The organism is Domibacillus sp. A3M-37 (assembly GCF_024213455.1).
In the GTDB taxonomy this organism is placed as follows: Bacteria; Bacillota; Bacilli; order Bacillales; family Domibacillaceae; genus Domibacillus; species Domibacillus tundrae.
In genome coordinates this window covers 522,355-548,775 of the sequence record NZ_JANAVL010000002.1, presented here as the reverse complement: position 1 = coordinate 548,775, position 26,421 = coordinate 522,355, and the positions used below count along the sequence as shown (strand labels likewise).

Genomic DNA, 26,421 nt, shown 5'->3' with positions numbered 1-26,421 from the left:
TGAGCCCGGTGCAATACCGGACTCATGCCAGCCAATTAGCTGCATAATTGAAACTCTAACTTTAAGGGGTCACTACCATTCATCGATTCTGATAACATCTCTATTTTCTTGAAGGAAGCCTATAAATCTGAAATTCCGCATGTCAGTTAAAACGGTTGTAACCCATTAATCACTGAAACGTCCAAACAAAAGAATACATGGGATGAATCGCTGGAAATGGTACATTTACAGCCCTAAAATCAGTATAAACTCAACAAGCGTTCATGCAATACACCGCATGAACGCTTGTTTTTTAAATCAAAGCGAATTTATGTAACCGCGTGACAGAAAGAAACAGTTTACGATAGATAAAGTGAAAGGATTGCCATGATAATATATAGAAGATTGAAAATTAATTCCTTTCAAAATAACCAGCATATTAACATCCTTATTCAAACTGATTTTTAAGTTTGATTTTATTAAACTCAAAGAGACAACTGTAAATCTATAAAAGGAATTGTATAAGTTCGAAAACAAACACTCACATATCAGTAAGTAAAAAATTAAATGCTTTTGAAAGGTGGTTGTTAACTTAAAAGTCAATTTTTTATTAAAAATCTATTGAGGGAAGTATTGGCTAATATCGATTTCTGCAATAGATTTAGGTTTCCCAAGGTAATACCCTTGTCCCCATCCACATCCATGCTTTTTTAGAAATGCTAAATGTTCTTTTGTTTCAATACCTTCTGCAACTGCCAAAATATCTAATGATTTCGCTAAACTTATAACAGCTTTGGCAATTTTTCTATTCACTTGATTGTCTAAATTCATTGTGAAACTCCGATCTAGTTTTATACAATCGATCGGAAGTTTGCTTAAGTAAGAAAGAGAGGAATAGCCAGTTCCAAAATCATCAATTGAAATATGAATCCCCATTGATTTTAAGGATTTAATCACTGTTAAGGTATGGTCAATATCGTTAATAAGCATACCTTCAGTTATTTCTACTTTTAGGAAGTGTGGATTATATCCAGTTTCTTCAAGAATCTGATCAATTCGGTCTGCTAATTCCTTATTTTCGAATTGTCTTGGAGAAAGATTTATTGATAAGAAGAAAGGAGGAATACCTTGCTTCTCCCATTGCACACCTTGTTTACAAACATTCTCAAAAACCCAATCGCCAATTTTTTCTATTAAACCGCTCTCTTCCGCAATAGGGATAAATTCGTTTGGTGAAATATCTCCCCATTCTGGATGATTCCATCTTATTAATGCTTCCATCCCTTGAAATCTATTATTTCTGAGATCAAATTGCGGCTGATAATAAATCTCGAATTGTTCCTTTTTTAATGCTTGTCGCAAAGCATTTTCAAGTTTGTAATACCTTGATTCCAAATCATTCATTCCTTGCTGATAGAACTGAACATTATTTCTGCCTTTCTTTTTGGCCGTATACATCGTGGCATCAGCACTCTTTAATAGGCTGTCCATATCTTCTCCATCTTTTGGATAGCAGCTGACTCCTATGCTTGCGGAAACAAAAAATTCTTCTCCTTCAACGCAGAGTGGGTCGGAAGATAGCATTTCTAAAATACCTTTTGCTACTCCTTTTGCCTCATCACATTCTAATGAATATTCAGGCAGTAAAATGACGAACTCATCTCCTCCAAGGCGCGCAGCAATACTATTTTGAGGAAGAATTTTTTGGAAAACAGCAGCCACTTTTTTTAATACAAAGTCACCCATATCATGGCCGAATGTATCATTTATTCTTTTAAAATGATCCAGATCTATATACAAAACGCTCATATTGTTACTCAATTCTGTTGTTTTACTATGAAAATACCTTTTTATAAAAGTTCGATTATAAAGGCCTGTCAGAGAATCTCTTATAAGAGCTTCTTCCATTATAATTGTGTGACTAAGCAGGGAAGCAAAGGTCTTAAACAGTTTCACTTCAAATGTAGTAAATTCATAAGGCTTTGAGTCAAAAGCACAAAGTGTTCCAAATAATTTGCCTGCCTCCGTATAGATAGGAGTCCCAAGGAAAGATCCGTTACCACTCTGTTGAGTAATAACATGGTTCTGTGTTAAAGAATCTTTACTTAAATTAGGTACAACAAGGGGACTAGGGCCATTTTCTAATACAAGTCGACAAAGTGTATCTTGAAACGGCATTCGAGCCCCTTCTTCAAATAAGATCTCTTCCCGGTTAAATAACTTTATAATAAAATTGTCAATTTGATCATTACTAGCTAGAAAAATGGTATTGGCATTTATCGTCTTACTTAATAAATACAATACTTCCTCAGCTACAGAATCTAAATTTGCATAAAGATGTAGATCTTGGCAGTTCATTTAAACACCTCCTCGTATAATACTTTACGAACAAAATGAAAATAGTCAAAAGATTATATCCGTTAAAAAAATGATCGTTCGTGATAACTTTAATTATCAAGGCAACATGTATAATTTCACTATTTTGTCGAGTTCCAAAAAAATCTTTCTACATTCCAATAGGAATTTTCACGACAAAACTGCTGCCTTTGCCTACGCTGCTAATAACACTTACGTCTCCACCCAGCTTATCTACAATTTTTCTCACTAGCGCCAAACCTATTCCAGTACCTTCAATAGAAGGAAAATTAGAAGGAGAACGATAGAATGGTGAAAAAATAAGACTAAGCTCATTTTCAGAAATCCCCACACCGGTGTCTTTAACTTCAATAATTAGATTTTTATCTTCTATTGTACTTTTTATAAAAACTTTTCCTCTTTCAGTATTATATTTAACAGCATTTGATATCAAATTAATTATTACCTGTTCTACACGTTTCGAATCTGAATAAATAAGCACATTCGTGTTTAATTCGTGATAATAAATGTTAATATCCTTCCTGTTTGCACTTGAAATTATGCTATGAATACAATCATTAATGATATCGTTTATATCCATGTAGTCGAATTCTAAGTTGAGCGTTCCAATATCATAACGGACAAAATCTAAAATATCGTTAATCATAAATTGCAGCTGTTTGCTGGCTTTCCTCATTTTTTCTAAACGATTTCTTTGTTCTTCCGATAAAGGGTTTTGTAAATCCGAGAGCAGTATTTGTATAAAACCGTTAATAGCGTTTAATGGCGTTCTAAACTCATGGCTCATGAGTAATAAAAATTCTGTTTTTGCTTTATTTCCCTGGTCAGACTCTTCTTTAGCGATACTTAATTCGTAATTCGAATATTCTAACGCCTCATTTTTTTCTTCAAGTTTAGTGATTAAAAATCCTCTTTCTAAAGAAATAGCTACTTGTTTGCATACCTGATCGACTACTTCCAGTTCGTCTGATGTAAACTTTTCTCTTTTATTTGATCCAAATGATAAAGTTCCGAGCAATTTACCGTTAGAAAATAGAGGATGACAAACATAAGATTTTACGCCCAATCCCTTAATCAACTGTACCATTGGGTCAGAAGAAGTGCTGACATCTTCAGCGACTATTCTCGTTTGATCTCTTGCGACAGTTCCACAAACTGCCTGACCCATTTCTAACCATTCTATTTCCTTTGCTACCTCTTCTGAAATTCCTTGATAATTTGTTAGCCTTATTTTTTGCTTTTTATCATCTAAAATGTAATTGAAATATAGATCTAAATCTAAATAAGCAGATATCTTATCAAACAATGATGTTAATAACTGTTTAGGTTCTTTGCTAAGAATAATATCATTGGAAACTTCCGACAAAAATGATATCTTTTTGTTGCTTTCTTTTAAGATCTGATTAATATGCGTTAACTTTGTTTTATCCTTTAAAACTACTGTGATTTGATAGCGGGAGGGATATATTTTAACTTCCATTGCCAGGTTATTTTTAATGGAAAATTCAAAAATGGCTGGTGTACCTTTTTGAATTCGAGAAAAAATGTGTTCGAAAAATTGTAAGTAGTCCTCAGTTAAAACATCTTTAAGCAGCCTTCCTTTTAATGAAGAGTTTGGTAAAGTAAATAAATCACAGTTATCTATATGGACCTCTTTAATGCACAGCTTCTCATCTAATATAAAATAGCTGTCGTTAAGAGGCTTTTGATATATTTCAATGTTTTTATCCTTTAGTTCCACACCGTACCACCTTATTTTCTGTTATAAAAAATTGATTTTTAATAGTCGTTTACCTGCTGTATTTTTTTACGCTCGTCGTCCAAAAGCACATCCGGGTGACCCGAAGAACATTCAAGTTTCTCAACCGGCTGCTGGTGGATTCGGCGATGATTACAGTAGAAATAACCGACCTCTATAGGCTGTGTATCACGGTGAATATTCCGGTATTAAGCTTTATGCCGGTTTCAACCAAAATACCGTTGGAATGGCATGCGGCAACGGGTTTATTTCTGCACAATTACTTTGCCCAGTGCAAAAACAGTCTATCTAATTGTGGCTAATAAGCTCACGTGCTTCTTTAATTTTCAACCTAGAAATATGTGCATATTTATTGAAATTTTGGAAATAAGCCAAGTATGTTTCGTACTTCTGTTTAATACAAAACACATTATCCATATTTATAATATTAGAACGATGAGCTAAATAAAATGAATCATCAAGTAATTGATATAAATCACTTAATCTCTCGTACGTTGCAAAAGTTTTTTCTTTTGTATGAATAAGGCATTTTTTTCCGATTTTTTCAATAAAGAAAATATCCTTGAATGGAACATAGTACATATCACCATTAAATTTAAACGGCAATTTTTTAGTACTGCCTTTACTACCTTTTATTTCTTTTTCATTCAAGTTAACAATAAATTTAGCCTTTTCTAATGCAGCATACAGTCTGGCCATCTCTAGCGGTTTTACAACATAATCAACAGCTGAAATGTTAAAAGCTTCCACAGCAAAATCATCGTAGCCGCTTACAAATATAAACTTTAAGTCGTGACGAAATTGCATACTTTTTTTCATCGCTTCAATGCCATCTAATTTAGGCATTTTAATATCTGCGATCACTAAATCAGGTTTATGTTTTGCCACTTTTTCAACTAATTCTTCCCCATTGTTACATGTATCTACTACTTTAAAATCTGGATGTTGTTCTACAAAAATTTTTAACACTTCCAAAGAATCTTCGTGATCATCTGCCAATATAATGTTAAGTGGAATCAAAATCACCACTCCTCTCAATAAAGACCCACAACTTTTATTTTACTATGGAAGAACCAATGTTTATTTGTGTAATCAATGGTAATTCAACCATATTTGTCCTTCCAATCTTTAAAAGATTATACTTAATCCATAAATTATATTAAAAAAGTATTTATCCAACAATCAATTCTTCTTAAAATTAAGATGTATTTTCACGCGTGGTGATTCTCCAGTAATATTCTGAAAAAAGCATACAAAAAAGGCACCTTTCTTGTAGAATGTAAGTACGATCAAACATCTAAAGAGGAAGATGCCCCTATGAAGCAGAATACCATACTCCCGACATTGATTCAAAAGATGATTTTTGATGACAGCCAGCTTGAAAGCGCTGCTTGGATATGGAGATACCGCCTGAAAATGTACAGCTGAAGTACCCGCACTATACCTGATTTCAGCGGCGCTTCACGAATGGAAAAGCTTCCGCCACTGTGCGGATGCCGGTGTCCAGGCTGGGCTCCCTCAGTTGGAGCGTTCCACGCTTTCCAAAAAAGCGAGCCACCTTGACTTCCACGTGATAAAGGAGCTGTTCCACAAAACAGTGAAGCAGTGCAGCCGGGCGGCCCGGCCGGCGCTCGATAAAGATCCCAAACCAGCTCCTGCTGGTCGATTCAACGACCATGACCGTTGGAAAAACCCGGATCACGGCGAGCGCGCCGGCATCAAGCTGCACCTCAGCTTCACCCTCTGAAACAGGAATGCCGCTGAATGTGGTCGAGACGACGGGCCTCAAGCATGATGGACCGGTTGGCGAACTGCTGACGGACAAGCGTTTCATCTTGGTTAGTTGACCGTGCCTGTTTTAAAATCAGCCGAATAGATCAGTTTGTGGCAGACACACAGGACTTTGTCATTCGAATCAAGGAAAACGTCGAGCTGTCAGCCATCCGGTCACCGCAGCGCCAGAAGCAGGCAGGCTCGCGTGTGATACGCGACATCACCTGCCGCCTGGGCACCCCACAGTCCCGTTCGGAAAAACGGCACCGGGTTGTGTTTTTCCAGGATGACCACGAGCGGGAAATCCGCGTCGTGGCCATCCTGATGAATATGTCGGCTGAAGAAGTGGCCGAGATGTACAAAGCGCGCTGGACGATTGAATCGTTTTTCCACTGGATTGAACAGAACCTGAATGTGCCGGTGCTGTTTGGCACGACATCGAACGTGGTCTTTAACTAGCTGTATGCCGCGCTGATTGCGTATGTGTTGCTCAAATGGCTGTTTGATCAGACAAAAAAGAGACGTGTTTTTCGCCAAATGCCCCTTGTTTCCTTCCAGCATCAGCTGCTTCAGGGCAGCCTGCTGGTGGATTATGAGCCGGAGCTGGTCCATTTTTTGTATGACTACCAGAATAACAGGATAAGTCTGTCTAATTGTGGTTAATCACTGGTCGTGATGTATTTTATTTAATTTTCTAGTACTTGCCTTTGCAAAATATATAACTTTATAAATCCTAAGTCATAGAATTCTTTTTATCTATTTTTTACAGTCAATTCATAACGATAATACGCCTCTAAATATATAATCAGGAACATTTCAAGTCAGTTTATAATCCGTTCACATGAAAATAAAAGAATTTAATTGTCAAAGATTTTTACGTTTATTTAGCGAACGCTGCCTTTATTTATTTTCTACTATAGTAAAGGTTCATTTCTTTAATAGACCTTCCTTGAACTTTTTAAAGTGAACAAATAAAGGAGATGGAACGTGAAAAGATGTTCACACTCCATCTCCTTCTATTTTACTGCGGTTCCGATCGTAAGCCGAATCATCGATGATCAGCACTTTAGGCCGACCATGATTCATCAGACGGGCCACCTTTTGAATGGCCGCAGCGCTTAAAAGCAACAAGAAGCGGCGCCAGTTAAAGGTCGGCTGGCTGGGAAAGCGATAAACCGTATTCTTCGCTGGAAACAGCCCAGCCTTCTTGGATTCCAGCAGAGAAAACCAGTTTTCTGCTGGACAATCAGGCAAAAGACGAGCTTAAACAAATAAGCACAGCTGAAGCCAAAGGATTTGGTGATCCCGGCCTGGCGCAAATGCTTATGGCTCTCCAGCTCAGAAAAAAACAGAGTTCAATTCTTTCGGCAGTGGTTGATTAGATGGGTTGTTTGGGCCTATCACATAGGGAGCACCTCTTCTGTGTGATAGTGTTTTCTCGACAATTACACACAGAAGAGGTATTTTTTTCGTGTTTCATGATGAGTCAAGTCTCATACATGATAGCCCGTAAGCCTAGTACTGCCAGCGAATAGCCCTTATTTTCCAGGTGCGAAAGTTGAGTTATATAATATAAAAATTTAATTTGTGATAATATCGCCGTCTTCATCATCATTTGGATTATTATAGTCATTCAAGTCTTTTTCCAGCTGCAGTACTTTACCTTTTTCATCCCAGTTAACTTTATATCCTAATGAATTTGCGACTTCGATACCAGGGAGATACGAACCCCTGCTTGGTTTATAAAAGATTAAATCTTTTGCTTCAATGACCCCTAAGCCAAGCAGTAATTTATCGGATTGAATATACGGATTTCCTCTTATCAGTTTCATTTGCTGGGCTGTATAAGGATATACAGCGTTATTTACTTTTAAAATAAAAGGCCCTTTTCTCTCTTCTTTTATTTTTTCAGCCTGTTTGGATGTATACCTCACAGCATCAACACCTAAAACAGTTCCTTCCCTGGTATTATCTGCCCCGCCATACATTTTTCCGTTTTCATAATCATAAATAATCGCCTGAATATTGCCAAGGTGTTCTGTTTTTTCTTCAAAAACATGTCCTTTTGCCATGAGCTCTAATCTTGTGTTTTGATCAATTCCCGGTTCCCATCTAACCGTTGGATAGCCCGCTGAATAGATGCGGGGTGTTAAAATCGCTTTTTGGATAGGCATATTGTGATCAATCACATTTATGATGGTTTCAGCAACAGATGTGATAATCGTTGGTCCCCCTGGAGATCCAATCGCCATAAATGGATTTCCATCTTTCAGGAGAAGAGTGGGCGACATGCTGCTTCTTGGCCGTTTTCTCGGTTCAACTTGATTAACGCCGCCTGGTGTAGCATCAAAGTCTGTCATTTCATTGTTCAACATGAACCCATAACCGGGTACCATTATGCCAGATCCAAAAACCTGCTCAATCGTTGTCGTATAGGCAACCATATTGCCCCACTTATCCATGATGGACAAGTGGGTGGTTTGGCCAACCGGATTTTCTTCTTTTACAGCCGCTTGGGAAGAAGTTTCTTGTTCTTCGTATTTCCATATATTTCCTTATTTCACTACAGCAGTTGCTTTTTCAGGGTTAATTAGTTTTCTTCGTTCTTTCATATAGATCATCATGAAACCGCCTCCGCCAATCCCTGACATCATCGGCTCTGTAACATTTAAAGATAATTGAATAGCGGCAGATGCATCGATCGCATTTCCACCTTGCTCAAGTATTTTTCTTCCGGCTTCAGCAGCTAAAGGATGGGAAGCGGAGACAATCCCTTTCGTTGCTGCTTCCTTCATTGTGTGGTCTACGCCGGGGACACTGGCATAGGCAGGAGTTATCATCATGGAAAAGCTAATAACACTTAAAACAAGACTCTTCATGGGTCTCATATATGTTTTCCCGTCTCTGTTTTGGTTTATCAGCTATCGGCAACGGAGATGAACAAGGTACGTTATTTCTGCTTCTTGTAAAAAACTCTATTTTTGTAACGAAATCATGTTGATTTAAGGATTCTTTTATCAGAAGATCAGATGTAACCAGCGTTTATTTCAATTATTATTTAGAGTTTCTCGAAGTTTATCCGTAATGAAGAGGATGCCAATAAGTAAATAAAAACGGCACGGAGTTGATAATTAACTTTATTCTCCTGAAAAGATGTTTGTACAGTTTGAAAAATCAGCCTAAGAGAAAACAAAGCTGATTAAAATTACATTAATCTAAATCTCATCTGAACAGGGACAGTACATAATGGGAATTGATTTTCAAACAGGTGGTTTGAAAATACTAAATGATCCTTATAATAATCGCTGCTATTTATCTGTTTTTTCCAGCCTCTTAAACCTTTCTTGTTGTGTGAATCAAAAAAACAAAAATCTTTAATAACTAAATTCTTAATCATATTTACAAATTCAACATCTTCGGTTTTGCTGTTCAATTCAATTTTTTGTATCAGTTTATGCAACGCAGCCTCAACCGTTGGTATGACTGCGTTTGTGGCGATTACTGGCGCTGATTGCTGCGAGGATCTCCGACGGACAGCCAAACGCCTTCATGAAATCTTGCATAAACAAAGCGCCCAGATTTAAACTTATTTGCGGAAAATTGACGCACCCCTCGCTTTTTTAACGGTCGAGGCAAGACCCCATGATTCCGATGAAACGAGGCAGCTTATTATTCTCTCTGACAAAAAAGATTATCAGCAGAGACAATTGCTTAGTCCAATATATTTTTTTGTTCATATCCTATAGAATAGATCAATTAAGAGACGTTGATTTATATAATTGCTCGCTATCTTTTCATAAAGGAGGTGAAATGGTATGGGACTTTTCGGTGGTTACGGTGGTTATGGCCGTGGTTATGGCGGCTACAGTCATGGCTATGGGTGCGGTTGCGGTTGCAGCGGTGGTTATGTCCGCGGCGGCGGTGGCAGAGGCTTTGCGCTGATCGTAGTGTTGTTCATTCTTTTAATCATTATTGGCGCTACAATGAGCGGCCGCTATTAATTTAAAATGACTGGAAACGCCATATCAACCTTCTTTATTCACCTTTCTATCAGACGCCATTTCAGCGGCTTCCCCCTGAAGTTCTCAATCGCTTAGAAATGGCGCTCTTTGCCGTGCATCTGCGTCTTGCTTCGGTTTCAGCCTGTTGATTTCCATTGTGGAATCACAACGCATTGCTGGCATATCAGTCATTTTACAGTAAATGAAAAGATTTGATTCCCTTCATTCCTGCTGTACTAATTTCTTTCGCAAAAAAAAATGATCAGTAGAGACAATTGCTTAATCCAATGCGCCTCTCTGTTCATATCTTATTAAATAGATCAATTCAGAAACGTTGGTTTATACAATTGCTTCATTACTTTTTTGGTAAGGAGGTGGAAATTTAATGAGTGCAGTAGCAGGATACGGCGGCGGTTACGGCAGTGGCTTTGCTTTGGTCGTTGTCTTATTCATCCTTTTAATCATTATTGGAGCAACAGTTTGGGGAGGATACTAATTTTCTGGTTTACGCTCCACAATGCCAGTTAACGGTCATTACTTTTTAGGTAATGGCCGTTTTATTTTTAGCAGCCTTTTTGATCTCTTGAACAGCGAGCTGATCTCCCTTGTAATTCGGGACTAGGACGGGGCAAACTAAGCTATATGCACATATATTTGCGTTTACCGTTGGGAAATGGCTGCACACTAGGCAGCCATTTCCCAATGTTTTAATATAAAGCACACGATAAATTAAGCGTATGGAAGTTAAAAGCAACGTGGCCATGTTGACCACATAAACCCTCCGATAACCATTCAAGCGCCCACCGTGCAAGGGTCGCTTTTTTGTATAGACGGTTTATGGTTCCACTTCATAGATTCCGTGGTCTTTATATTACATGCAATGACCTACCGGAAAGAATAAAACACCTTTTTTATTTAAAGTCGTATCGTTTTGAAGAAACTGGTGTTTTTATTCCTGCAACATTCTAAACTAATTGTGAAGCTATAAGAATTAACAATACAAGTTCCTCGAGAAACCGAACAGGGTTTAACCCCCAAAAAAGATGGGCTTTTTTATTTTGAAGAGCTACACCTTAAAACGATGCTTGAATATGCTAAGTAATAATGCAAATTAATGCTTGAAACGAGGTATATGATGATTCAACTATCTGGGAGGCCCTTTCAGCAAAGTGACATGTGGCCGTCTGGCAGCATTGAAAGGATAATCATTCAACGGATGAATGAAGATACAGCCGTTTACTCGTATCAATCCATAGGTGAACTATCGTTTGAGCTTGCGTTACGAAAAAACATCATAATGAGCGCAAGAACCATGAATCAAAGCCATGTACGGTTTGCAGACTTTACGAATTCTCGCTGCAATCCTCAATATTGGCAATTGACGCGTGCCGGCGGATTCCTGCTGCGGCAGGGTGTCAAACCATCAGACGCGATTCGAGATATCTACCTAAATAGTTCACAGTATGCGTTTGAATGTGCAGCGGCAAAGGTCATTATTTATTATCATGCGGCCCTAAACCTAATAGGGAAATCCTTATTTAATCAATTATTTCAAAACATCTATTTATACAGCTGGCACGCGGATCCTGACCTCGGAGTAAGAGCAGCTTATACAAGGCATTTTTTGCCCGGGGATGTCGTCTATTTTAATAATCCGGACTTCGATCCGAAGACCCCTTATTGGAGAGGCGAAAATGCTGTTGTTCTAGGGGATGGCACGTATTTCGGACATGGGCTAGGAATAAGGACAGCTGAACAAATGATTCATGCGCTGAACCAAACGAGAAGGCCGGGGTCAAATCAGCCAGCCTATCTGACAAATGTAGTGGCGAGGCCATCTTTCAAGCATTTAGCGAAACTTTCGATGTCACAGCCCGTTTATTCGATTCATAAACCTCAGCATATGGTTGTCCAGCATAATGAAAGCTCGATTCCATTTGATCGGTATGTGTCCTATTTTTAATCACCAGCTTAAACGCATCGGGTTAACATAAAATTCAATCAAAGTACTGCTGGAAACGTTAATTTATCGATGAATAAAAGAACTTGTTTTGAAAAAAGATTGATGAGAACAAGATGATCCCAAGATATTCTAGAAAAAGAGGCTGCAAACACCGAGGGCACTGAAAAAGTCTATTTAGTAATAATTAAGTCAGGCATTCGATAATGAAACCATCGAGTGCCTGACTCTTTTGTTTATAATGAACTCAATACATACAGGCGGTGTCCCCAATGATATCAAACAGACAGGAAAGTTTTGAATACGTATAATTTAATACTGTTAGCACTCCACATACATAGCTAATACACGCAGAAAAGCCGAGATTTTTTCTCGGCTTTTTTCGAGTAAGTATTTTTTCCGTTGAAGGAAACAATATAGTAAAAAGGAGGGATAGAATTGGGGGTTACAGAAATAATCATTAGAACATTTTTGTCATTTCTCATTTTATTAAGCCTAACGAGGATTATGGAAAGAAAAGAGATTTCAGAAATGACGTTCTTCAACTTTGCTTCTGCCATTGCGATCGGTTCTATAGCGGGAAATCTTGCTTTCAATCAACATTTAAGCATTCTAAATGGGATTATCTCATTAATTGGATGGAGTTTATTAACGCTCTTATCGGGACGGATTGTCATAAAATCGAAAAAAGTACGAAAAGTCATCGAGGGGGAACCCCTTGTTGTGATCAAAAACGGCAAGATAATGGAAAAACCACTTCGCAAGGTTAGTTTGGATGTAGATGCGCTAACAGCATTACTGAGACAAAAAAATATTTTTTCAATTAAGGAAGTCGAATATGCTATTTTTGAAATTAACGGTAAATTGTCCATTATGAAAAAAGACCATAAACAACTCGTCACAACAGGTGACATGAATATTGTAAATTCGCAAAAGAAACTTTTGCCCACAATAACAGGAGTAGTATCAGATGGAGTGATTAACACAAGCAATTTGGAAAAGCTTAACCTTGACACAGAGTGGTTAAATAAGCAACTAATGCAAGCAGGAATTAAAACCATTTCAGACGTCTTTTATGCTGAAGTTCAACCAGATAATACGCTCTATATAGACCATAAAAACGACAATCGGTATTAAAATTAGTGTTAATTAATGCAATACTAAATCTTGCTTTATTCCATAAATCGTGTTCCTAAAAATCCGGTTTTCCGTTGGAATTTTTGTTTCATGAGTTTTTTAAAATAAAGGCTATGTTAAATAATATTGTTGATTTTAGAACAAAATTAAGGGAACTTCCTTGTTTGGAAGTTCCCTTCCCTCTACCATTAAAGCCCTTTTTAATGGAAGAAAGATTTAAATCCAGTCATTCCTATGCTCAGAAATAAATTTAATATCATTTTGATAATGTTCAAGATGACCTTCATTTATCATCTTTTGAAAAGCAAGATCACCTTCACTCGCTCTTCTTATAATTGTTTTACATAATCCTTCTAGTCGCAGCAACACCATTTCTATATAATTTTCTGCAAACCCTTGACCGTAAGAATCAAAAAACAGTTTAACTCTGTTTTTAATACGGTAAGTATCTTGAAATGAATCATAAAAAACTTTTTCACCTGTTTCATTAAGATAAAATCTATTTAATGGAACACAAGTGTAAAGAGTATAAGCTATGTCCCAAAGTCGTGGGCCAGGTGCAGCTACATCAAAATCAATAACACCTACTGGGCTTTCAGCGTGAAAAACAATGTTGTATATTGCAAAGTCGTTATGGCATAATACCTCCGCAGGTTGTGGGGTATTATCTAATGATTGCCAACTTTCATCAAATGAAAAGTCGCTTACAGAATCATGATAGAGGCGGAGCATTTTCCCAATTTCCTGTAAGACATCATCTGACCACATATATTTTTTTAAAGGGTAATTACCAGCTTCTCCTTCAATGAAGGATAAAATTTCTCTTCCTTTTTCATCGATACCAAGGTATTTAGGGGCATAATCGTATCCTTTGTTATCAAGATGTTTTAACAGTGCATGAATTTTTATGCTATTTGGCTTTAATTCTCGTCTAACTGTATTACCTGACCTACATACTTCAGAGACGTTGCCACCAGCTAACAATTCCTCATTTGAACGATTAGGCATATATGCACCTCCTTTTCTTGAGTAATACAGGTTCCAATCTGGAAAATTCTGATAACATCAGTGTATCATAGGTTTCTCATAGGTTGAGAACAAACAACTATCTATATCATTTTACTCACAATCGCACCGTGGTTTCGATGCTAATGCCCTCAAGAAATTGGAACCAACTCAAATAATGGTCGAGATACTTGGTTGCCACGCTATTGAATCGGTCAATCCAGCATTTGAGGCGGCTGTAATAACTATTCACTATGCTGAATGCGACAAATCTCTTTTACACGCTCATATCCATCCGACTTGAAGCGATAATGTTCCAATCCTTTTCTACTTTCATATTTTAAAAACTAGAGATGTTCGGTTATAAACTCACAACATTATACAACCGCCAAAACTCCTAGCATTTAATACGATTCCACGAAAAACATCTTGAACGCTTTCATTCAAAACCCGATTTGACATGTTATGATGGTTAACTTACTATCCACCCTCTCCTGTTCTTGTGGGTATTAAAGTACAAACCTTACTAACTCCAGTGATGTCACTCCTTCTTAAATGGTGTCCTTCCTATCAAGCTCGATGGGATCATTATATTCACAATAGTTATGTACCTGGAGAAGTACATTTACTTTATATCGACCTAGCTGATTTCTCTAACCATATTGTAGTTTTATATAAACAAAACCAAACAAATGAGTTTCCAGCCGTGTTTAATGTCATTGAATTACTGCATACAAATGGTGATGATGCTGTTCGAGAAGCAGCTACAATTGGATTGTTGGAGGATATGCAAAATAAATTACTTGATAATGAAATGGATATGGAGGCCTTTAAGCAGTTTTTAAAGAATGATTCGTTAAAGTGGTGGAACCACCTAAATGAGTTTTGGGATGGTAACATTAATTAAGCAGGTGGTTCAGAAATGAAGAGTGCCAAACTAGTCTTGGCTTAGCAGCTTAACAATCTACATTATTTTGTTTAGCCAGAAATGATGATTTAGAAAGGAGTAAATAATTGTTAGACTATATTCATTTAGATACTGATGTTCCTGTTTTAAGCCAGCTTCCTTCACCTTTTATGTCTACTGCCTTTTTGCTCCATCCATTTGTTCAAATGCCTCCTGGCTGGGAACAGGTAAAGCGAAAACATCCATCATATCATATTTATCCAAGTGATGGGGAAATCCTGCAGCTGGGCACTCCTGTTTCATGGAAAAACATGATGAAGCAAAGCGGTTTAGCTACGTTTAAAGAAGTCGCCATTGCTTTATCCAATGTTTGGCTTCACAAGAAGTATGCAAAACCACATTTAGCTAAAAAGCTAAATGCTATCTTTCAACAGAACTTACATGGTCCGATGGAGGATACGATATCCATTTTTTTAATAGAAGACGTTTTAGACGTTCTGGTATCTAAAGGGTCTGAATGGTTCTATTATGTGGATCCAATTGAAGAAAAGAAAGAAAAAATGAGAATTAATAATGTGTCTCCAGTAGAAGTAACTTGTCTAGCAACGTGCGAAATACTGCTTGTAGATGAAAATCATGAATTTGCTTTCATGAGTGAATACGATGCTTATACAACGTTGCTTCTATCGAAAGAAGACAATATCCATACCCTTATTCAGGAATACGGCTGGGAAGCGGTGATTTGTGATAATGAAACGACTCCTGCTTGGTTTTTGCCTAAAGAATGATCTATCCTCTTTTCACAAGAGACAGTATTTATGCAGTGTTGACTAAACGTGCCAGTTTTGACTTCTACGTAATAGTCCATGAAAATGTTCACTGGCTAATCCATGCCATAGATGAAAAGACGATTTTACGGTATAGAAGCCTTCTTCAACTGGATGGCAAACAGTTAAAGAAATTAAACCACTTCCGTAAAGGTTGTAATTTAGTTGCGTTAGTCTGAAAGAATAAGATGGAACGCCGTAGGCTCATGTACGGTGTGGAGTAGGGGAAAAGGCAGAGATAACTTCAAAGCCTTACCTATTGCTATAAGATGTTCAAATTGATACCAGTTACACCTGTAACTATCTTTAATTAATAAAAGAGCTGCTTTATACAGCAGCTCTCATTTTGTGGTCTCTAAATAAATGCTTTAATAGACTGCCATTGATTCGTTTTAGAAGAAGCTTCGATTGCGTTTAAAGTAGCTTGATTGATATGTCCGTCTTTAAAGTTAGGAGATGGAACCCTGGAATCAGCTAGTCCCTGCATCAGCTCAGCTACTAAGTTATGAAAAGTGTGTTCATATCCAATAATGTGAGCAGATGGCCAATACACTTCACCATATGGATGTACTTCTTCTGTTACGTTAATGGTTTTGTATCCTTGAAAAGACGGATCATCTTCCGTGAAATACACCTGCAATTCATTCAATTGTTCCGCGTTCCATTTAATTGACCCTTTTTCACCATTGATTTCAAATTGGTTGGAGTTGCGATTTCCTCCCGCAAAACGAGTCGCTTCAAACGTGCCAAACGCTCCATTTTCAAAGGAAGCAATAACAACCACCGCATCATCTACTTCTACTTTTCTTTTATCCGTTAAAGAAGCCTTGCCGCTTAATCCTGAACTTTCGGCAACAGCCGGACGGTCTGTTACAAAGGTTTTTAACCGGGCAGACACTTCTTCGATTTCGCCAACTAAAAACCGTGCCAAATCCAGACTATGAGCAGCTAGATCTCCAAGTGCGCCTGAGCCGCATACCGACTTTTCGAGCCTCCAGACAAGAGGAAAGTCCGGGTCCATGATCCAATCCTGCAAATAGAGAGCCCGTATATGATTGACTTTACCGATTTTCCCATCAGTTATCATTTTTTTTGCCAGCTGGACGGCCGGAGCAAAACGATAATTAAAATTCACCATATGGATAACATTGTTTTTTTCAACCGCTTCAAGCATTCGTCTTGATTCTTCTATCGTCATCGCCAGCGGCTTTTCACAGTATACATGTTTCCCTGCTTCCGCAGCCGCGATGGCAATTTCGGCATGCCTATTGTTCGGTGTCACAATATCGATTAAATCAATATCCTCCCGTTCAATGAGCTTCCTCCAGTCTGTTTCCCAGCTATTCCAGCCCATTTTTTCTGCAGCGCTTTTTACACCTTCTTCATTCCTCCCGCAAATCGCCTGCTTAATCGGCTTAACAGGCAAATCAAAGAAGAACGGGGCGTTTTGATAAGCGTTGGAATGAGCTTTTCCCATGAACTTGTAGCCAACCATCCCAATTCTGACTTCTTTTTGATTTATGCCCACCATAGATCTTTAGCTCCCTCGTGGATAATCATTCCCTGCAAAAAGTCGACCGCTTTCGTAAAGCCTTCATCGATGCTCATCAAGCCATCCTCATGCTCGATGCTGATCGCCCCTTCATAGCCAATCACCTGCAACGCGCTGATGATATCCCGCCATTCTCCTTCACCATGACCATATCCAACAGTCCGGAATACCCAGGAGCGGCTGTTGATATCTTTATAGCTTTTTGTGTCCAAGACGCCATTTAACTCACAATTACGGCTTTCAATTTGTGTATCTTTTGCATGGAAATGGAATAATGCATTTTCCTGCCCCAGTGCTTTAATCGCTTGAACAGGATTCATACCCTGCCAGAAATAATGACTAGGGTCGAAATTAACGCCAATCTGTTCCCCGCACTCTTTTCTTAAACGAAGAGCCGTTTCCGTGTTATACACACAAAAGCCCGGATGCGGCTCGATAGCTGCTTTCACCCCATAATCTTCCAAAAGCATCGCTTGCTCTTTCCAGTACGGAATCACTTTCTCCCGCCATTGCCATTCGACAACCTCTGAGAAATCATTTGGCCACGGACATGTAATCCAGACCGGGTGCTTCGAATAATCTGATTCACCCGGGCAGCCAGAAAAATTAACAACAGTATCAACACCCAGTTTAGCCGCTAATTTCACCGCATTCACAAACTTCTCATGATGATCCTTAGCAATCTCTGGATTGGGATGCAGCGGATTGCCATGGCAGCTTAAGGCGCTGATGGAAATGTCGCGATCATCAAATGCTTGTTTAAATGCACGGCATTTTTCATCATCAGCTAGCAACTCTTCTGGCTTACAGTGGGCATCGCCTATATAGCCACCTGCGCCAATTTCTACCGTGTGAATTCCTTTTTCTTTGATATGATCCAGCATATCCTCCAGTGATAAATCAGAAAATAAAACAGCAAATACACCTAGCTTCATTTGATCAGCTCCCTTGTTATTTTTCTGCGCCAGCCGTAATGCCGCTGACAATATATTTTTGTAAAAATAAAAATGCAATAAGAATGGGTGCGGCAGCGATCGTTGATACAGCCATCAAGTTGTCCCACTGCGTTCCATATTGACCAATAAATTTCGTCAGTCCCATTGTCAGCGGACGAATTTTTTCATCCGTAGCCAGAGTTAGGGCAAAGATCAAATCACCCCAGGCAAATAAAAAGCTAAATGTGCTGACAGTCAGTACAACCGGTTTTGTCAGCGGCAGAATAATCCGGAAAAACGCCGTAAAACGATTGCATCCGTCAATAACCGCTGCTTCTTCCAGCCCTTTTGGAATCGACAGGAAAAACGGCCGCATAATCACAATGGCAAATGGCAAAGCCGATGTCGTGTTGCCGACAATTAAAGCCAAATAGCTGTTCAGTAAACCAATTTTGCTGAACAAAATGTAAAGCGGCATTGCCATCATAATGCCCGGGATCATTTGCGTTACAAGCAAAACCAGAAGCAAAATATTTCCCCACTTTAACTTAAAACGCGCCAGCGCATATGCACATGGTATAGCCAGCACTAATGTTAATAATGCTGTTCCTAATGCTACAATCAACGAATTTCGAATATACGGAAACAGGCTTCTATCTTCGATCAGGTTTTTTACATACGCATCGAATTGAATTGTTTCAGGAATGATCATCGGAGGCGTAGCAAACACGTCTTGGATCGGTTTCACAGACGTAACGATCATCCAATAAATCGGAAAGAGGAAAATCATCGTAATGATGATCGCCATCACAAGCAGCATATATTGCTTTATGGAGTATTTTCTCATTCTGCTTCCTCCTTCCGGATCATCATTAAATATACAAGCGCAATGCATAACAAAATGACTAAAATAATTGTTGCAACCGCTCCGCTTGCGCCGAAGTTGAAGTTCACAAACGCGAGCTCATAGCCGTAGAAAGGAAGCACCTGTGTCGCATTTACCGGTCCACCGCCCGTCATGATCAAGATAATGTCGAACACCTTGAACGTGTAAATAATACCGAGCACTAAAATGATTAAAAGAGCCGGCCTCAATAGCGGCATTGTAACGTTTGAAAATGTCTGCAACTTACTGGCTCCATCTACCTTCGCTGCTTCATACACATCACTTGGCAGCGCTTGCATTGCTGCTAAAATCAAAATCATATTAAATGGAATCCCGACCCATGTGTTTGTGATGATCACGGCGGCAAGAGCCGTGCTTTCCTGCCCGAGCCAGTTGATCGGATTGTCAATGAGATGAAGTGACGTCAGCAAGTAGTTGATCACCCCATAATCTACATCAAACAGCCACTTGAAAAGAGTTCCTGTAATGACAAGCGGTGTCATCCATGCAAGAAGCATAATTGAGCGGAAAAAATTTCTAAATGGGAAATCTTGATTTAAAAACACCGCAAGCAAATAGCCAATGATTACTTGAAAAAAAATACAGCTAAATGTGTAAATAATAGTGTTTTTCAACGCAATCACAAACTTTTCTGTCTGCACGATTTCAATATAATTTTGCAGCCCGATAAAGCTTCCGCCCTGTCGCAAATTCATCAACGTTAAATCCTGAAAACTGACAATAATGTTGTAAACAATCGGGTACACCATAAACAAAAGAACAAACAGTGCAGCTGGAATAACAAACAAATATTGTGACAGGTTTTTCGTAAAAGACCGCTTTCTTATCGAATTCTTTGCGATTGTTGATTTTGCCATTGATCCATTCATGAAAACATCCTCCTAAAAATAGGAGAGACAAATATCTCTCCTATCATATTAAGGAAGCAGCGGCTCGATTTTCGCGGCTGTATCTTCCATCACTTTGTCTACGTCTTCACCCGTCATGGCACGCTGGATCGCTTCTTGTACATTCGTCGAGATTTCTGGGTATTTCGTTCCGTACGCTCTCGGTTTTGCTGTTTTCAGCTGTTCCATAAAGACCTTCATATTTTCATCTTTAGCCCAACTGTAGGAATTATCAGATGCTACATCTTCCCGGCTTGGCAGACGGCCTCCAAGTTCATGCATCGGTCCAAGAACGTCTGGCTTTTGCGTCCACTTAATAAAATCCCACGCGGCGTCTTTCGCTTCAGAGGATTCTGTAATGGCCCAATTTTCGCCACCTAAAATGGATGCTGATCCCGCCTCGCCGGCCGGCATTAGAAAGACACCCCAATTTATGTCCTTTGACTGCTCCATCAACATTGGGATTTGCCACGGTCCATTTTCCATCATGGCCACTTTTTTCGTTTGAAATTGGACAAGGACATCAGATTGATCCCAGTTAATCATATTCGATGAAAGAACACCTTTATCCACCATTTGCTGCACGTGAGACATAGCAGATTTAGCTTCGCTGCTGTCAAAGGAATCCAGATCTGCTCCTGTCTGCCATAAATAAGGAAGGAATTGGAATGTGCCCTCTTCACTTTTTTTGCCTGACATTGCAAATCCTTTTACATCGCCTGTGGTCAGCTTCTTCGCTGCTTCATTGAACTCTTCCCACGTTTTTGGTGTCTCTGTAATACCGGCTGCTTCAAACATATCTTTGTTGTAATAAATCGCCAGTGCATTACTGTTATTCGGAATGCCGTAATATTTTCCATCCAGCATGGCAGAAGCCATCGGGCCTTCAAAGTACTTGTCTGCTTCTCCCCACTCTTCTACCTTATCTGTAATATCTGCAAACACACCTGCCTGCGAAAATGACTGGTGATCCGGGTTGTCAATTACCACGATATCAGGCAAATCTCCGGCCCCAACGCCTTGAAGCAATTTCGTTTTCATATCCGCAAACGGCATATACGTCCGCTCAAATTTAACCTTTGGATTGTCTTCCATGTATTTTTCCATTAAGGCGACCTGCTCGCGATCACTGGAAGTATCCGGCGCTAAGTAATCCCAAATTTTAATGGTTACTTGGCCATTATCCGCTGAACCACTCTCATCTGCTCCTGAATCAGAGGAACCACATGCACTCAGTACCAGCATCAAAGACAAGAAAATCATGAAAAACATTTTTTTGTTCATTTGGACGCCTCCATTTGTTTCAAGTATTGTTCCATTACAATTTCATTTGATGTTTGAATGGATTCCACTGCTGCTCCAACAATGCCAAAACTGTTTAAATTGTCATCAAGGCTTGTTACAGGCTCCCTATTTTCCTCAAGTGCTTTCACCATCTCATAAAGAGAATACTCACGATCTACCCGCTCCATCTCCGGCAAAGAAAGTAACGTCTTTTGGCCATTACTGCTTACAAAGGCTGGCACATCGTTCGTCAGTTCAATGACACCCTTTTGGCCGTGTAGCTTAATATCACCATTCCATGATGTTTCAGGACCACTGGTGACCCAGCTAGCAAAGTAGTTTACCAGTGTATCTTCAAACGTCATCGTGACACTCGCGGTCGGATTTCCTTTAAACCAACTCCAAGAAGGCCGCTTGCTTTTGGCGTAAACCGTGCTGGCATTTTTGCCAAGCAAATACCTCATCAAATCAAAATGGTGAATGCTCATGTCCTCGATCACAATTTCTTTATAGTGGTCCCGCCATCCTCCAAAGTTCGTCGCCCGTCGGAACACCCACTCCACGTACTCGATTGGTCCGGCAATTTGCTTTTCTACTGCTTTTTTAAGAGCCTGTATTTCCGGTCTCCACCGGTAGTTTTGGCTGATCATCACCCGCTGCGGATATTTTTTTGCTATGATCTGCAACTCGATTGCATCCTCGATTGTCTGCGCAATGGGCTTTTCCATAAACACATGTAAACCAGCTTCCAGTGCATCGACCGCTACCTGTTTATGTGTTTGGGGCGGCGTAACAATAATTGCGATGTCCGCCTCCAGTGCCCGAAACGCGTCAGCATACTGTTCGAAGTACTGTACCTTATCGTCTTTTAAAACTTCGTTCGCTTTCTCATGATTTTCCGGAACAAGGTCGGCTACACCGACGAGTTCGATTCCGGAAGACTTACTGATTACTTCCAGCCAAGATAGACCAAATCCCCCAGCGCCAACTTGTATTACCCTTACATTTTTCATTCATCCATCACCCCTATAAATTTTCAGAATATTGATTTACGTTAATCATTTTTAGCTAAAATTAATAAAGGAAGAGCAAACTTCTTTGTTTTATAGCTTTTTGTAAGCGCTTTACTTTTTCATTTTAATAGACAAAATGATGTACGTCAATCATTTTTTTGATTTTTTAATTAATTATATTTAAGAAAGGGTGTCTTCTGCCCTTCTTTTTTATCGATGCAAATAATATTTTGCATTTGTTTTTGTCACGATTTCCAGTTTTACAATTGTATCTTTTTCAGCTCCCTTATCTCCTGAATGCAAATAATCAAACACTTTTTTTACAGCCGTCGCTGCCTGTGAAGATGGATCCTGACAAATAGTCGCTTGAATGACATTCTGCTGTAAATGCTCATGGATAGTCTCACTAATGTCATGGCCAACAATAAACGGTGGGCGTGGCATAGAACATTCCTTAAAAAATGTGCCGGCTTCTCCCAAAATACCATTGGCAATATATACTCCATCTGCTCCAACAAAAACCTGTGTGTTTGTAAACAATAAAGGATTCGTGTAAGAGCTGACCACCGGTAGCGTAATAATTTCTACATCCAGATGATGGTCCTGAAAATACGCTCGAAAACCGCGTTCTTTTCGGATCATTTGAAACGTTTCTTCATCTTCTCGAACAATAACTACTTTTTTTAGCTCTTTTGAAAACATGGAAATAAGTTCCGCTGCCAAATAGCCGGCGTCATAATAATCACTTCCGACAAATGAAATCCGCTGGCTTTCTGGAACATCATTATTCAGAGAAAAAACGGGAATGCCGCGATTTATGGCTTTATTGATGGAGGCAATGAATGGTTTAGAATCGTAGGGAGCAATTACAATCGCATCATACTCATTTTCTTCGATGACGTTTTCAAAATAAGCAATCTGAATCTTCTGTTCAGTAGATGAAACACGGGCTACCTCTACTTTGAATCCGAAATCCTCAAACAGCAAAGCCGTCTTCCGTATCTCTCTCTCTATCTCTCCCCAAAAGTAATCTGGAATAACCTGCAGAATAAATAATACCGTCATCGTTTTTTGAGTAGATAAAAATTTAGCAGCTTTATTTGGCTTATATCCCATTTCCTCTGCTTTTAACTTCACTTTTCGTATTGTTTTCTGGCTGACGCCTTTGCGGTTATTCAACACTCGGTCTACTGTTGCGGTGGAAATGTCAAGCTCTTCTGCAATCATCTTTGCTGTGACCTTCATCAAATTCACCTTCCTTATAGATTAAAATAAATCAAATTAATTTAAATGTACATTAAAAAAATATTTTGGGTGGATTACCTTCTTCAATTCCAAGTTGCTTTGTCATCATATTATCTTTTGTACTTTTCTCTAGAAGCTCTATTTTGCTCTTCAGTTTACTCTTCGCCTCGTTTCCTTACTCATACTTCGTCCGTTCGGTATTCACAAAGTAGCCTGACGCCATTTGAGGCTGCTTTCGACTCATAGATATCTATACTTTCTTTTCCCATCCAATTAATATATCTAATTGAATAATAGAGTGGCTTCTTTCTTACTCTTGAATAGTTTACTTTCATTTTACTAACCGGTTACACAAATGTGCTCCTTTACAATATCCGTAAAATTTTCACTAATTTTGTTTTTCATAAATTATTCTGCTTCTTTTATTTTTATCATTGTTTCACTCTCTGCTTTTATTTATTGGTCAAATGCTCTCCTACATTATTTATAACACCAAATTAGATCTTAATTAATCAACAGTTCGTTCATATAGCGTACCACAAACCAATACGGATTTTATCAACATTAGACTTTAACAAAGCCTTAAAATAAAAAGAGTGTCTAAAACTTTTGAGTTTTAGACAGAACAAAAAAGCTAGAAAATACTTTCAAGCATTGAATCGAAAAAATATCAAAATCAAAAAAAGACAAGATAAAGCTGAGCAGCATTTTCTTGTCTTTTTTTGATTTTATTACACATTAAAAAGAGAAAAGTTACGATCATAATTATTTAAGCAAAGGAATAATTCACGATCCTTTACGTACCACTTACGATTTTTATTTTCAAGAATCATAAAATTTAGTAGTGTTTGTAATACACACCTGACTCTTCGGGGGATAGAACCACGATCACCATATTTGCTAATGATTCTCATATATAAATCACTTGCTTGGATACCATCAATCCCTAAATCATTAAGTTTACTAATAACTTGCACGACTTCTTTTAAGAAGAGATTAGATTCAACTAGTAATATGAAACGGTATTGATTTCTTTGACTAGGAGAAAGTTTAACCATTTCTCTATAAAAAAGGATCAGTTTCTCATTTGATATTTCCGACAGTGGATTGTCAATACTAAATCAGACAGCTTTCTTAAGGGACGATCATTTGTATTCAATGATCACCTTGAATGGAAGAAAAAGCCCGTGCGACAAGGCTTGCATCTTTGTTTGGTCCCGTGCTGAAGCCAATAATTTCGCGGTTAAAGAGATCGACAAAGATACATACGTAATGCCATTTAATCGCCGTGACAGCTGGGAAATACTAATCGAATCAAGATCGATTTCCTTTTGAAGCTGGTCATCGAAAAGACAGTCACTGAGCGCATGAAGGCTTTCGATTTCTTGTAGCTGCGCAAAAAGCAGTAATTTTAGAAATGACTCTGTCGTTAATTTTTTCGTATAGAAATCTAATTTCTTGGTTTCACCTGTACTTCAAAAACGCTCAAATTTATGGGCGAAAACCATTGTCCAAATGAAGTTTTTCGTGTAATCTTGTCCATGAGTGTTGTCCTTTATTAGTGGATTTGTACGGGTTACCACCTGACTTATCCGTTATAAAGGGCTTTTTCTTTGCACAAAACAAAATTATTGAAGATTTTGAGTTTTTTTAATATTGAAATTTAATTAATGCGACACTAGTGCAAAAAAAGGACAAGAAAAAGAAGACTGTTGAGACTTTCTCAACAGTCTGGATTTCTGCTGAAAGCAGAAATTCTGTGTAATGTAACTCTTCACTCCGATCATATCTCGCTTCTGTCATATTTTCCATTTTAACTTGACGGGAAATTTAAAATAGGGACTCCCTTCAATTCGGTCAGTCCCTATTACGTTAAATGCTGCATGTTTATAGATTATTGTTATTCGTTCTGGCTTCGATTATCATTCTAGTAAAGCATTAGGCGGTCTGTGCTTACTATTCCAGTTTGTAATTGTTGAAAAAACTAAGTTCAAGATAAGAATCTTTTGTTAATTTGAATTTTCCCCTCCGCCATTCAATCCTTCTTTAATCAGCTCGTTGACTCTACTGTTCATGAGCATTGAAAGGTGGTCTGCACCGCTGATTTGAACGTTTTTCGCTCCCTGAAGGGGTGAAAGCCAATTGTTCACCACATAGTCGTTGGTGCTGTAAATCGAAGTATAAAGAATTTTATGGGTAGGATCAGTACCCACTGGAGCTTTCGATGTTACCATTTTGTTTGGAGAGCCAAACGTGACGACATCGTTCACCTTGCTTCCGCCACCATTGAGAATATAAGTCAGGGCATTCGGGCCTCCCATGCTGTGTCCAACAATATCAACCTTGCTCTTTCCTGTTTTCTTTAACACTTCATCTACATAAGAAGCAAGCTGTTTTGCATTATTTTGATTATTACCAGATTTATCGTTCATTTCAATAGCATACAGTTCATTATCGGACCAGCCTTGTTTTTTCAGGTAATTTTCAATGCCGTAAAAGCTTGCGCCGATACCGCCTGCACCGTGAATGAAGATAACTGGATCATGGCTAGTTGTCTGTGCTTTGGAATTAGAAGGCTGCATAGTAACAGCAGAAAAAGTAAGGGTCATACCTGCAATTAGTGAAAGGAGCAATTTTTTCTTTTTCATAATTTCCCTCCTATGTATTTGACTGCTTTCTTGCTGCTTTAATTGTTATGCATTTTGGAGGGAGAAACAACCGGCAATTTTTTCTAACCCTAGTCACCTGCTAGTATTTAACAGGCAGATAAGAGAAAAACTCCTTCCCCTTAAGAAGGCAAGAAAAAAATCTGATAAAACTATATGTCTTCTTCGGCAGTGTCCAGAAAATTGTGATAGCTGTCCGCGCCTTTTT

Annotated in this window: 21 protein-coding genes and 5 pseudogenes; 7 read left to right on the top strand and 19 right to left on the bottom strand. The window is 38.6% G+C overall.

Features of this window, described 5'->3' with window-relative positions; translation table 11 throughout:
- Positions 1-597 precede the first annotated feature (597 nt).
- The 4 genes from NLX67_RS06860 to NLX67_RS06845 form a co-directional block, all read right to left on the bottom strand.
- Positions 598-2,337 (bottom strand): sensor domain-containing phosphodiesterase, encoded by a 1,740-nt coding sequence (locus NLX67_RS06860; protein ID WP_254310798.1) that lies wholly within the window; start codon positions 2,335-2,337, stop codon positions 598-600.
- 148 nt (positions 2,338-2,485) lie between these two features.
- Complete coding sequence (locus tag NLX67_RS06855; RefSeq protein ID WP_254310796.1) at positions 2,486-4,096, bottom strand: sensor histidine kinase; 1,611 nt, start codon at positions 4,094-4,096, stop codon at positions 2,486-2,488.
- A 306-nt stretch (positions 4,097-4,402) separates the two neighbouring features.
- A complete protein-coding gene (locus tag NLX67_RS06850; RefSeq protein WP_254310794.1) occupies positions 4,403-5,134 on the bottom strand; it encodes a LytR/AlgR family response regulator transcription factor in 732 nt (243 codons plus the stop codon).
- A gap of 430 nt (positions 5,135-5,564) precedes the next feature.
- Positions 5,565-5,843 carry a hypothetical protein gene (locus NLX67_RS06845; protein WP_254310793.1) on the bottom strand — a complete coding sequence of 93 codons (279 nt, stop codon included), beginning with the start codon at positions 5,841-5,843 and terminating at the stop codon, positions 5,565-5,567.
- 122 nt (positions 5,844-5,965) lie between these two features.
- Between NLX67_RS06845 and NLX67_RS06840 the strand changes: the two are divergent.
- Positions 5,966-6,346, top strand: a pseudogene (locus NLX67_RS06840) (transposase); the annotation flags it as partial.
- A gap of 561 nt (positions 6,347-6,907) precedes the next feature.
- Here NLX67_RS06840 and NLX67_RS23435 read toward each other — a convergent pair.
- The 3 genes and pseudogenes from NLX67_RS23435 to NLX67_RS23185 form a co-directional block, all read right to left on the bottom strand.
- Positions 6,908-7,291: pseudogene (locus NLX67_RS23435) on the bottom strand (IS4 family transposase); the annotation flags it as partial.
- A 176-nt stretch (positions 7,292-7,467) separates the two neighbouring features.
- On the bottom strand, positions 7,468-8,436 hold the full coding sequence (locus NLX67_RS06830) for a gamma-glutamyltransferase (RefSeq protein ID WP_375143354.1): 969 nt from the start codon (positions 8,434-8,436) through the stop codon (positions 7,468-7,470).
- Positions 8,437-8,442: 6 nt separating this feature from the next.
- Positions 8,443-8,775, bottom strand: a complete 333-nt coding sequence (locus NLX67_RS23185; RefSeq protein WP_254310789.1) for a gamma-glutamyltransferase — start codon at positions 8,773-8,775, stop codon at positions 8,443-8,445.
- Positions 8,776-9,702: 927 nt separating this feature from the next.
- Here NLX67_RS23185 and NLX67_RS06820 point away from each other — a divergent pair.
- From NLX67_RS06820 to NLX67_RS06805, 4 genes are all read left to right on the top strand, one after another.
- Positions 9,703-9,888, top strand: coding sequence for a YjcZ family sporulation protein (locus NLX67_RS06820; RefSeq protein ID WP_046179285.1), 186 nt, complete (start codon positions 9,703-9,705; stop codon positions 9,886-9,888).
- A 385-nt stretch (positions 9,889-10,273) separates the two neighbouring features.
- The gene (locus tag NLX67_RS06815) at positions 10,274-10,384 is read left to right on the top strand and encodes a YjcZ family sporulation protein (RefSeq protein WP_082091482.1); all 111 of its coding nucleotides are present in this window, start codon (positions 10,274-10,276) and stop codon (positions 10,382-10,384) included.
- Positions 10,385-11,023: 639 nt separating this feature from the next.
- The gene (locus NLX67_RS06810; RefSeq protein ID WP_254310835.1) at positions 11,024-11,851 is read left to right on the top strand and encodes a protein-glutamine gamma-glutamyltransferase; all 828 of its coding nucleotides are present in this window, start codon (positions 11,024-11,026) and stop codon (positions 11,849-11,851) included.
- Positions 11,852-12,286: 435 nt separating this feature from the next.
- Entirely contained in the window at positions 12,287-12,985 is a 699-nt protein-coding gene (locus NLX67_RS06805) for a DUF421 domain-containing protein (RefSeq protein WP_046179283.1), read from the top strand.
- A 216-nt stretch (positions 12,986-13,201) separates the two neighbouring features.
- On the opposite strand, the gene NLX67_RS06800 is transcribed toward NLX67_RS06805, so the two are convergent.
- Positions 13,202-13,993: a phosphotransferase gene (locus tag NLX67_RS06800; RefSeq protein WP_254310788.1), complete on the bottom strand. Its 792-nt coding sequence runs from the start codon at positions 13,991-13,993 to the stop codon at positions 13,202-13,204.
- 57 nt (positions 13,994-14,050) lie between these two features.
- Positions 14,051-14,337, bottom strand: a pseudogene (locus NLX67_RS06795) (IS1595 family transposase); the annotation flags it as partial.
- 191 nt (positions 14,338-14,528) lie between these two features.
- On the opposite strand from NLX67_RS06795, the gene NLX67_RS23430 reads away from it, so the two are divergent.
- Both NLX67_RS23430 and NLX67_RS06785 read left to right on the top strand, forming a co-directional pair.
- Entirely contained in the window at positions 14,529-14,897 is a 369-nt protein-coding gene (locus NLX67_RS23430) for a DUF7674 family protein (RefSeq protein WP_046179338.1), read from the top strand.
- A 107-nt stretch (positions 14,898-15,004) separates the two neighbouring features.
- Positions 15,005-15,685 carry a DUF2711 family protein gene (locus NLX67_RS06785; protein ID WP_254310787.1) on the top strand — a complete coding sequence of 227 codons (681 nt, stop codon included), beginning with the start codon at positions 15,005-15,007 and terminating at the stop codon, positions 15,683-15,685.
- 394 nt (positions 15,686-16,079) lie between these two features.
- Here the strand turns inward: NLX67_RS06785 and NLX67_RS06780 are convergent, their stop codons facing one another.
- The 10 genes and pseudogenes from NLX67_RS06780 to NLX67_RS06740 form a co-directional block, all read right to left on the bottom strand.
- Complete coding sequence (locus tag NLX67_RS06780) at positions 16,080-17,255, bottom strand: Gfo/Idh/MocA family protein (RefSeq protein WP_256519625.1); 1,176 nt, start codon at positions 17,253-17,255, stop codon at positions 16,080-16,082.
- Positions 17,243-18,211: a sugar phosphate isomerase/epimerase family protein gene (locus tag NLX67_RS06775; RefSeq protein WP_254310786.1), complete on the bottom strand. Its 969-nt coding sequence runs from the start codon at positions 18,209-18,211 to the stop codon at positions 17,243-17,245. Before NLX67_RS06775 ends, NLX67_RS06780 begins: the two co-directional genes overlap by 13 nt.
- Before the next feature lie 16 nt (positions 18,212-18,227).
- Entirely contained in the window at positions 18,228-19,058 is an 831-nt protein-coding gene (locus tag NLX67_RS06770) for a carbohydrate ABC transporter permease (protein WP_046179280.1), read from the bottom strand.
- Positions 19,055-19,987, bottom strand: coding sequence for a carbohydrate ABC transporter permease (locus NLX67_RS06765; RefSeq protein WP_254310785.1), 933 nt, complete (start codon positions 19,985-19,987; stop codon positions 19,055-19,057). Before NLX67_RS06765 ends, NLX67_RS06770 begins: the two co-directional genes overlap by 4 nt.
- 48 nt (positions 19,988-20,035) lie before the next feature.
- A complete protein-coding gene (locus NLX67_RS06760; RefSeq protein ID WP_254310784.1) occupies positions 20,036-21,289 on the bottom strand; it encodes an ABC transporter substrate-binding protein in 1,254 nt (417 codons plus the stop codon).
- Positions 21,286-22,302 carry a Gfo/Idh/MocA family protein gene (locus NLX67_RS06755; protein ID WP_046179277.1) on the bottom strand — a complete coding sequence of 339 codons (1,017 nt, stop codon included), beginning with the start codon at positions 22,300-22,302 and terminating at the stop codon, positions 21,286-21,288. The genes NLX67_RS06760 and NLX67_RS06755 overlap by 4 nt, the downstream gene beginning before the upstream one ends.
- Before the next feature lie 210 nt (positions 22,303-22,512).
- Positions 22,513-23,547: a LacI family DNA-binding transcriptional regulator gene (locus tag NLX67_RS06750; protein ID WP_254310783.1), complete on the bottom strand. Its 1,035-nt coding sequence runs from the start codon at positions 23,545-23,547 to the stop codon at positions 22,513-22,515.
- 1,170 nt (positions 23,548-24,717) lie between these two features.
- Positions 24,718-24,828, bottom strand: a pseudogene (locus NLX67_RS23180) (IS3-like element IS655 family transposase); the annotation flags it as partial.
- Positions 24,819-25,090 (bottom strand): annotated as a pseudogene (locus NLX67_RS06745) (DUF4372 domain-containing protein); the annotation flags it as partial. The pseudogenes NLX67_RS23180 and NLX67_RS06745, both read right to left, overlap by 10 nt.
- 466 nt (positions 25,091-25,556) lie before the next feature.
- Positions 25,557-26,195, bottom strand: a complete 639-nt coding sequence (locus NLX67_RS06740; RefSeq protein ID WP_254310782.1) for an esterase/lipase family protein — start codon at positions 26,193-26,195, stop codon at positions 25,557-25,559.
- Positions 26,196-26,421: the final 226 nt, after the last annotated feature.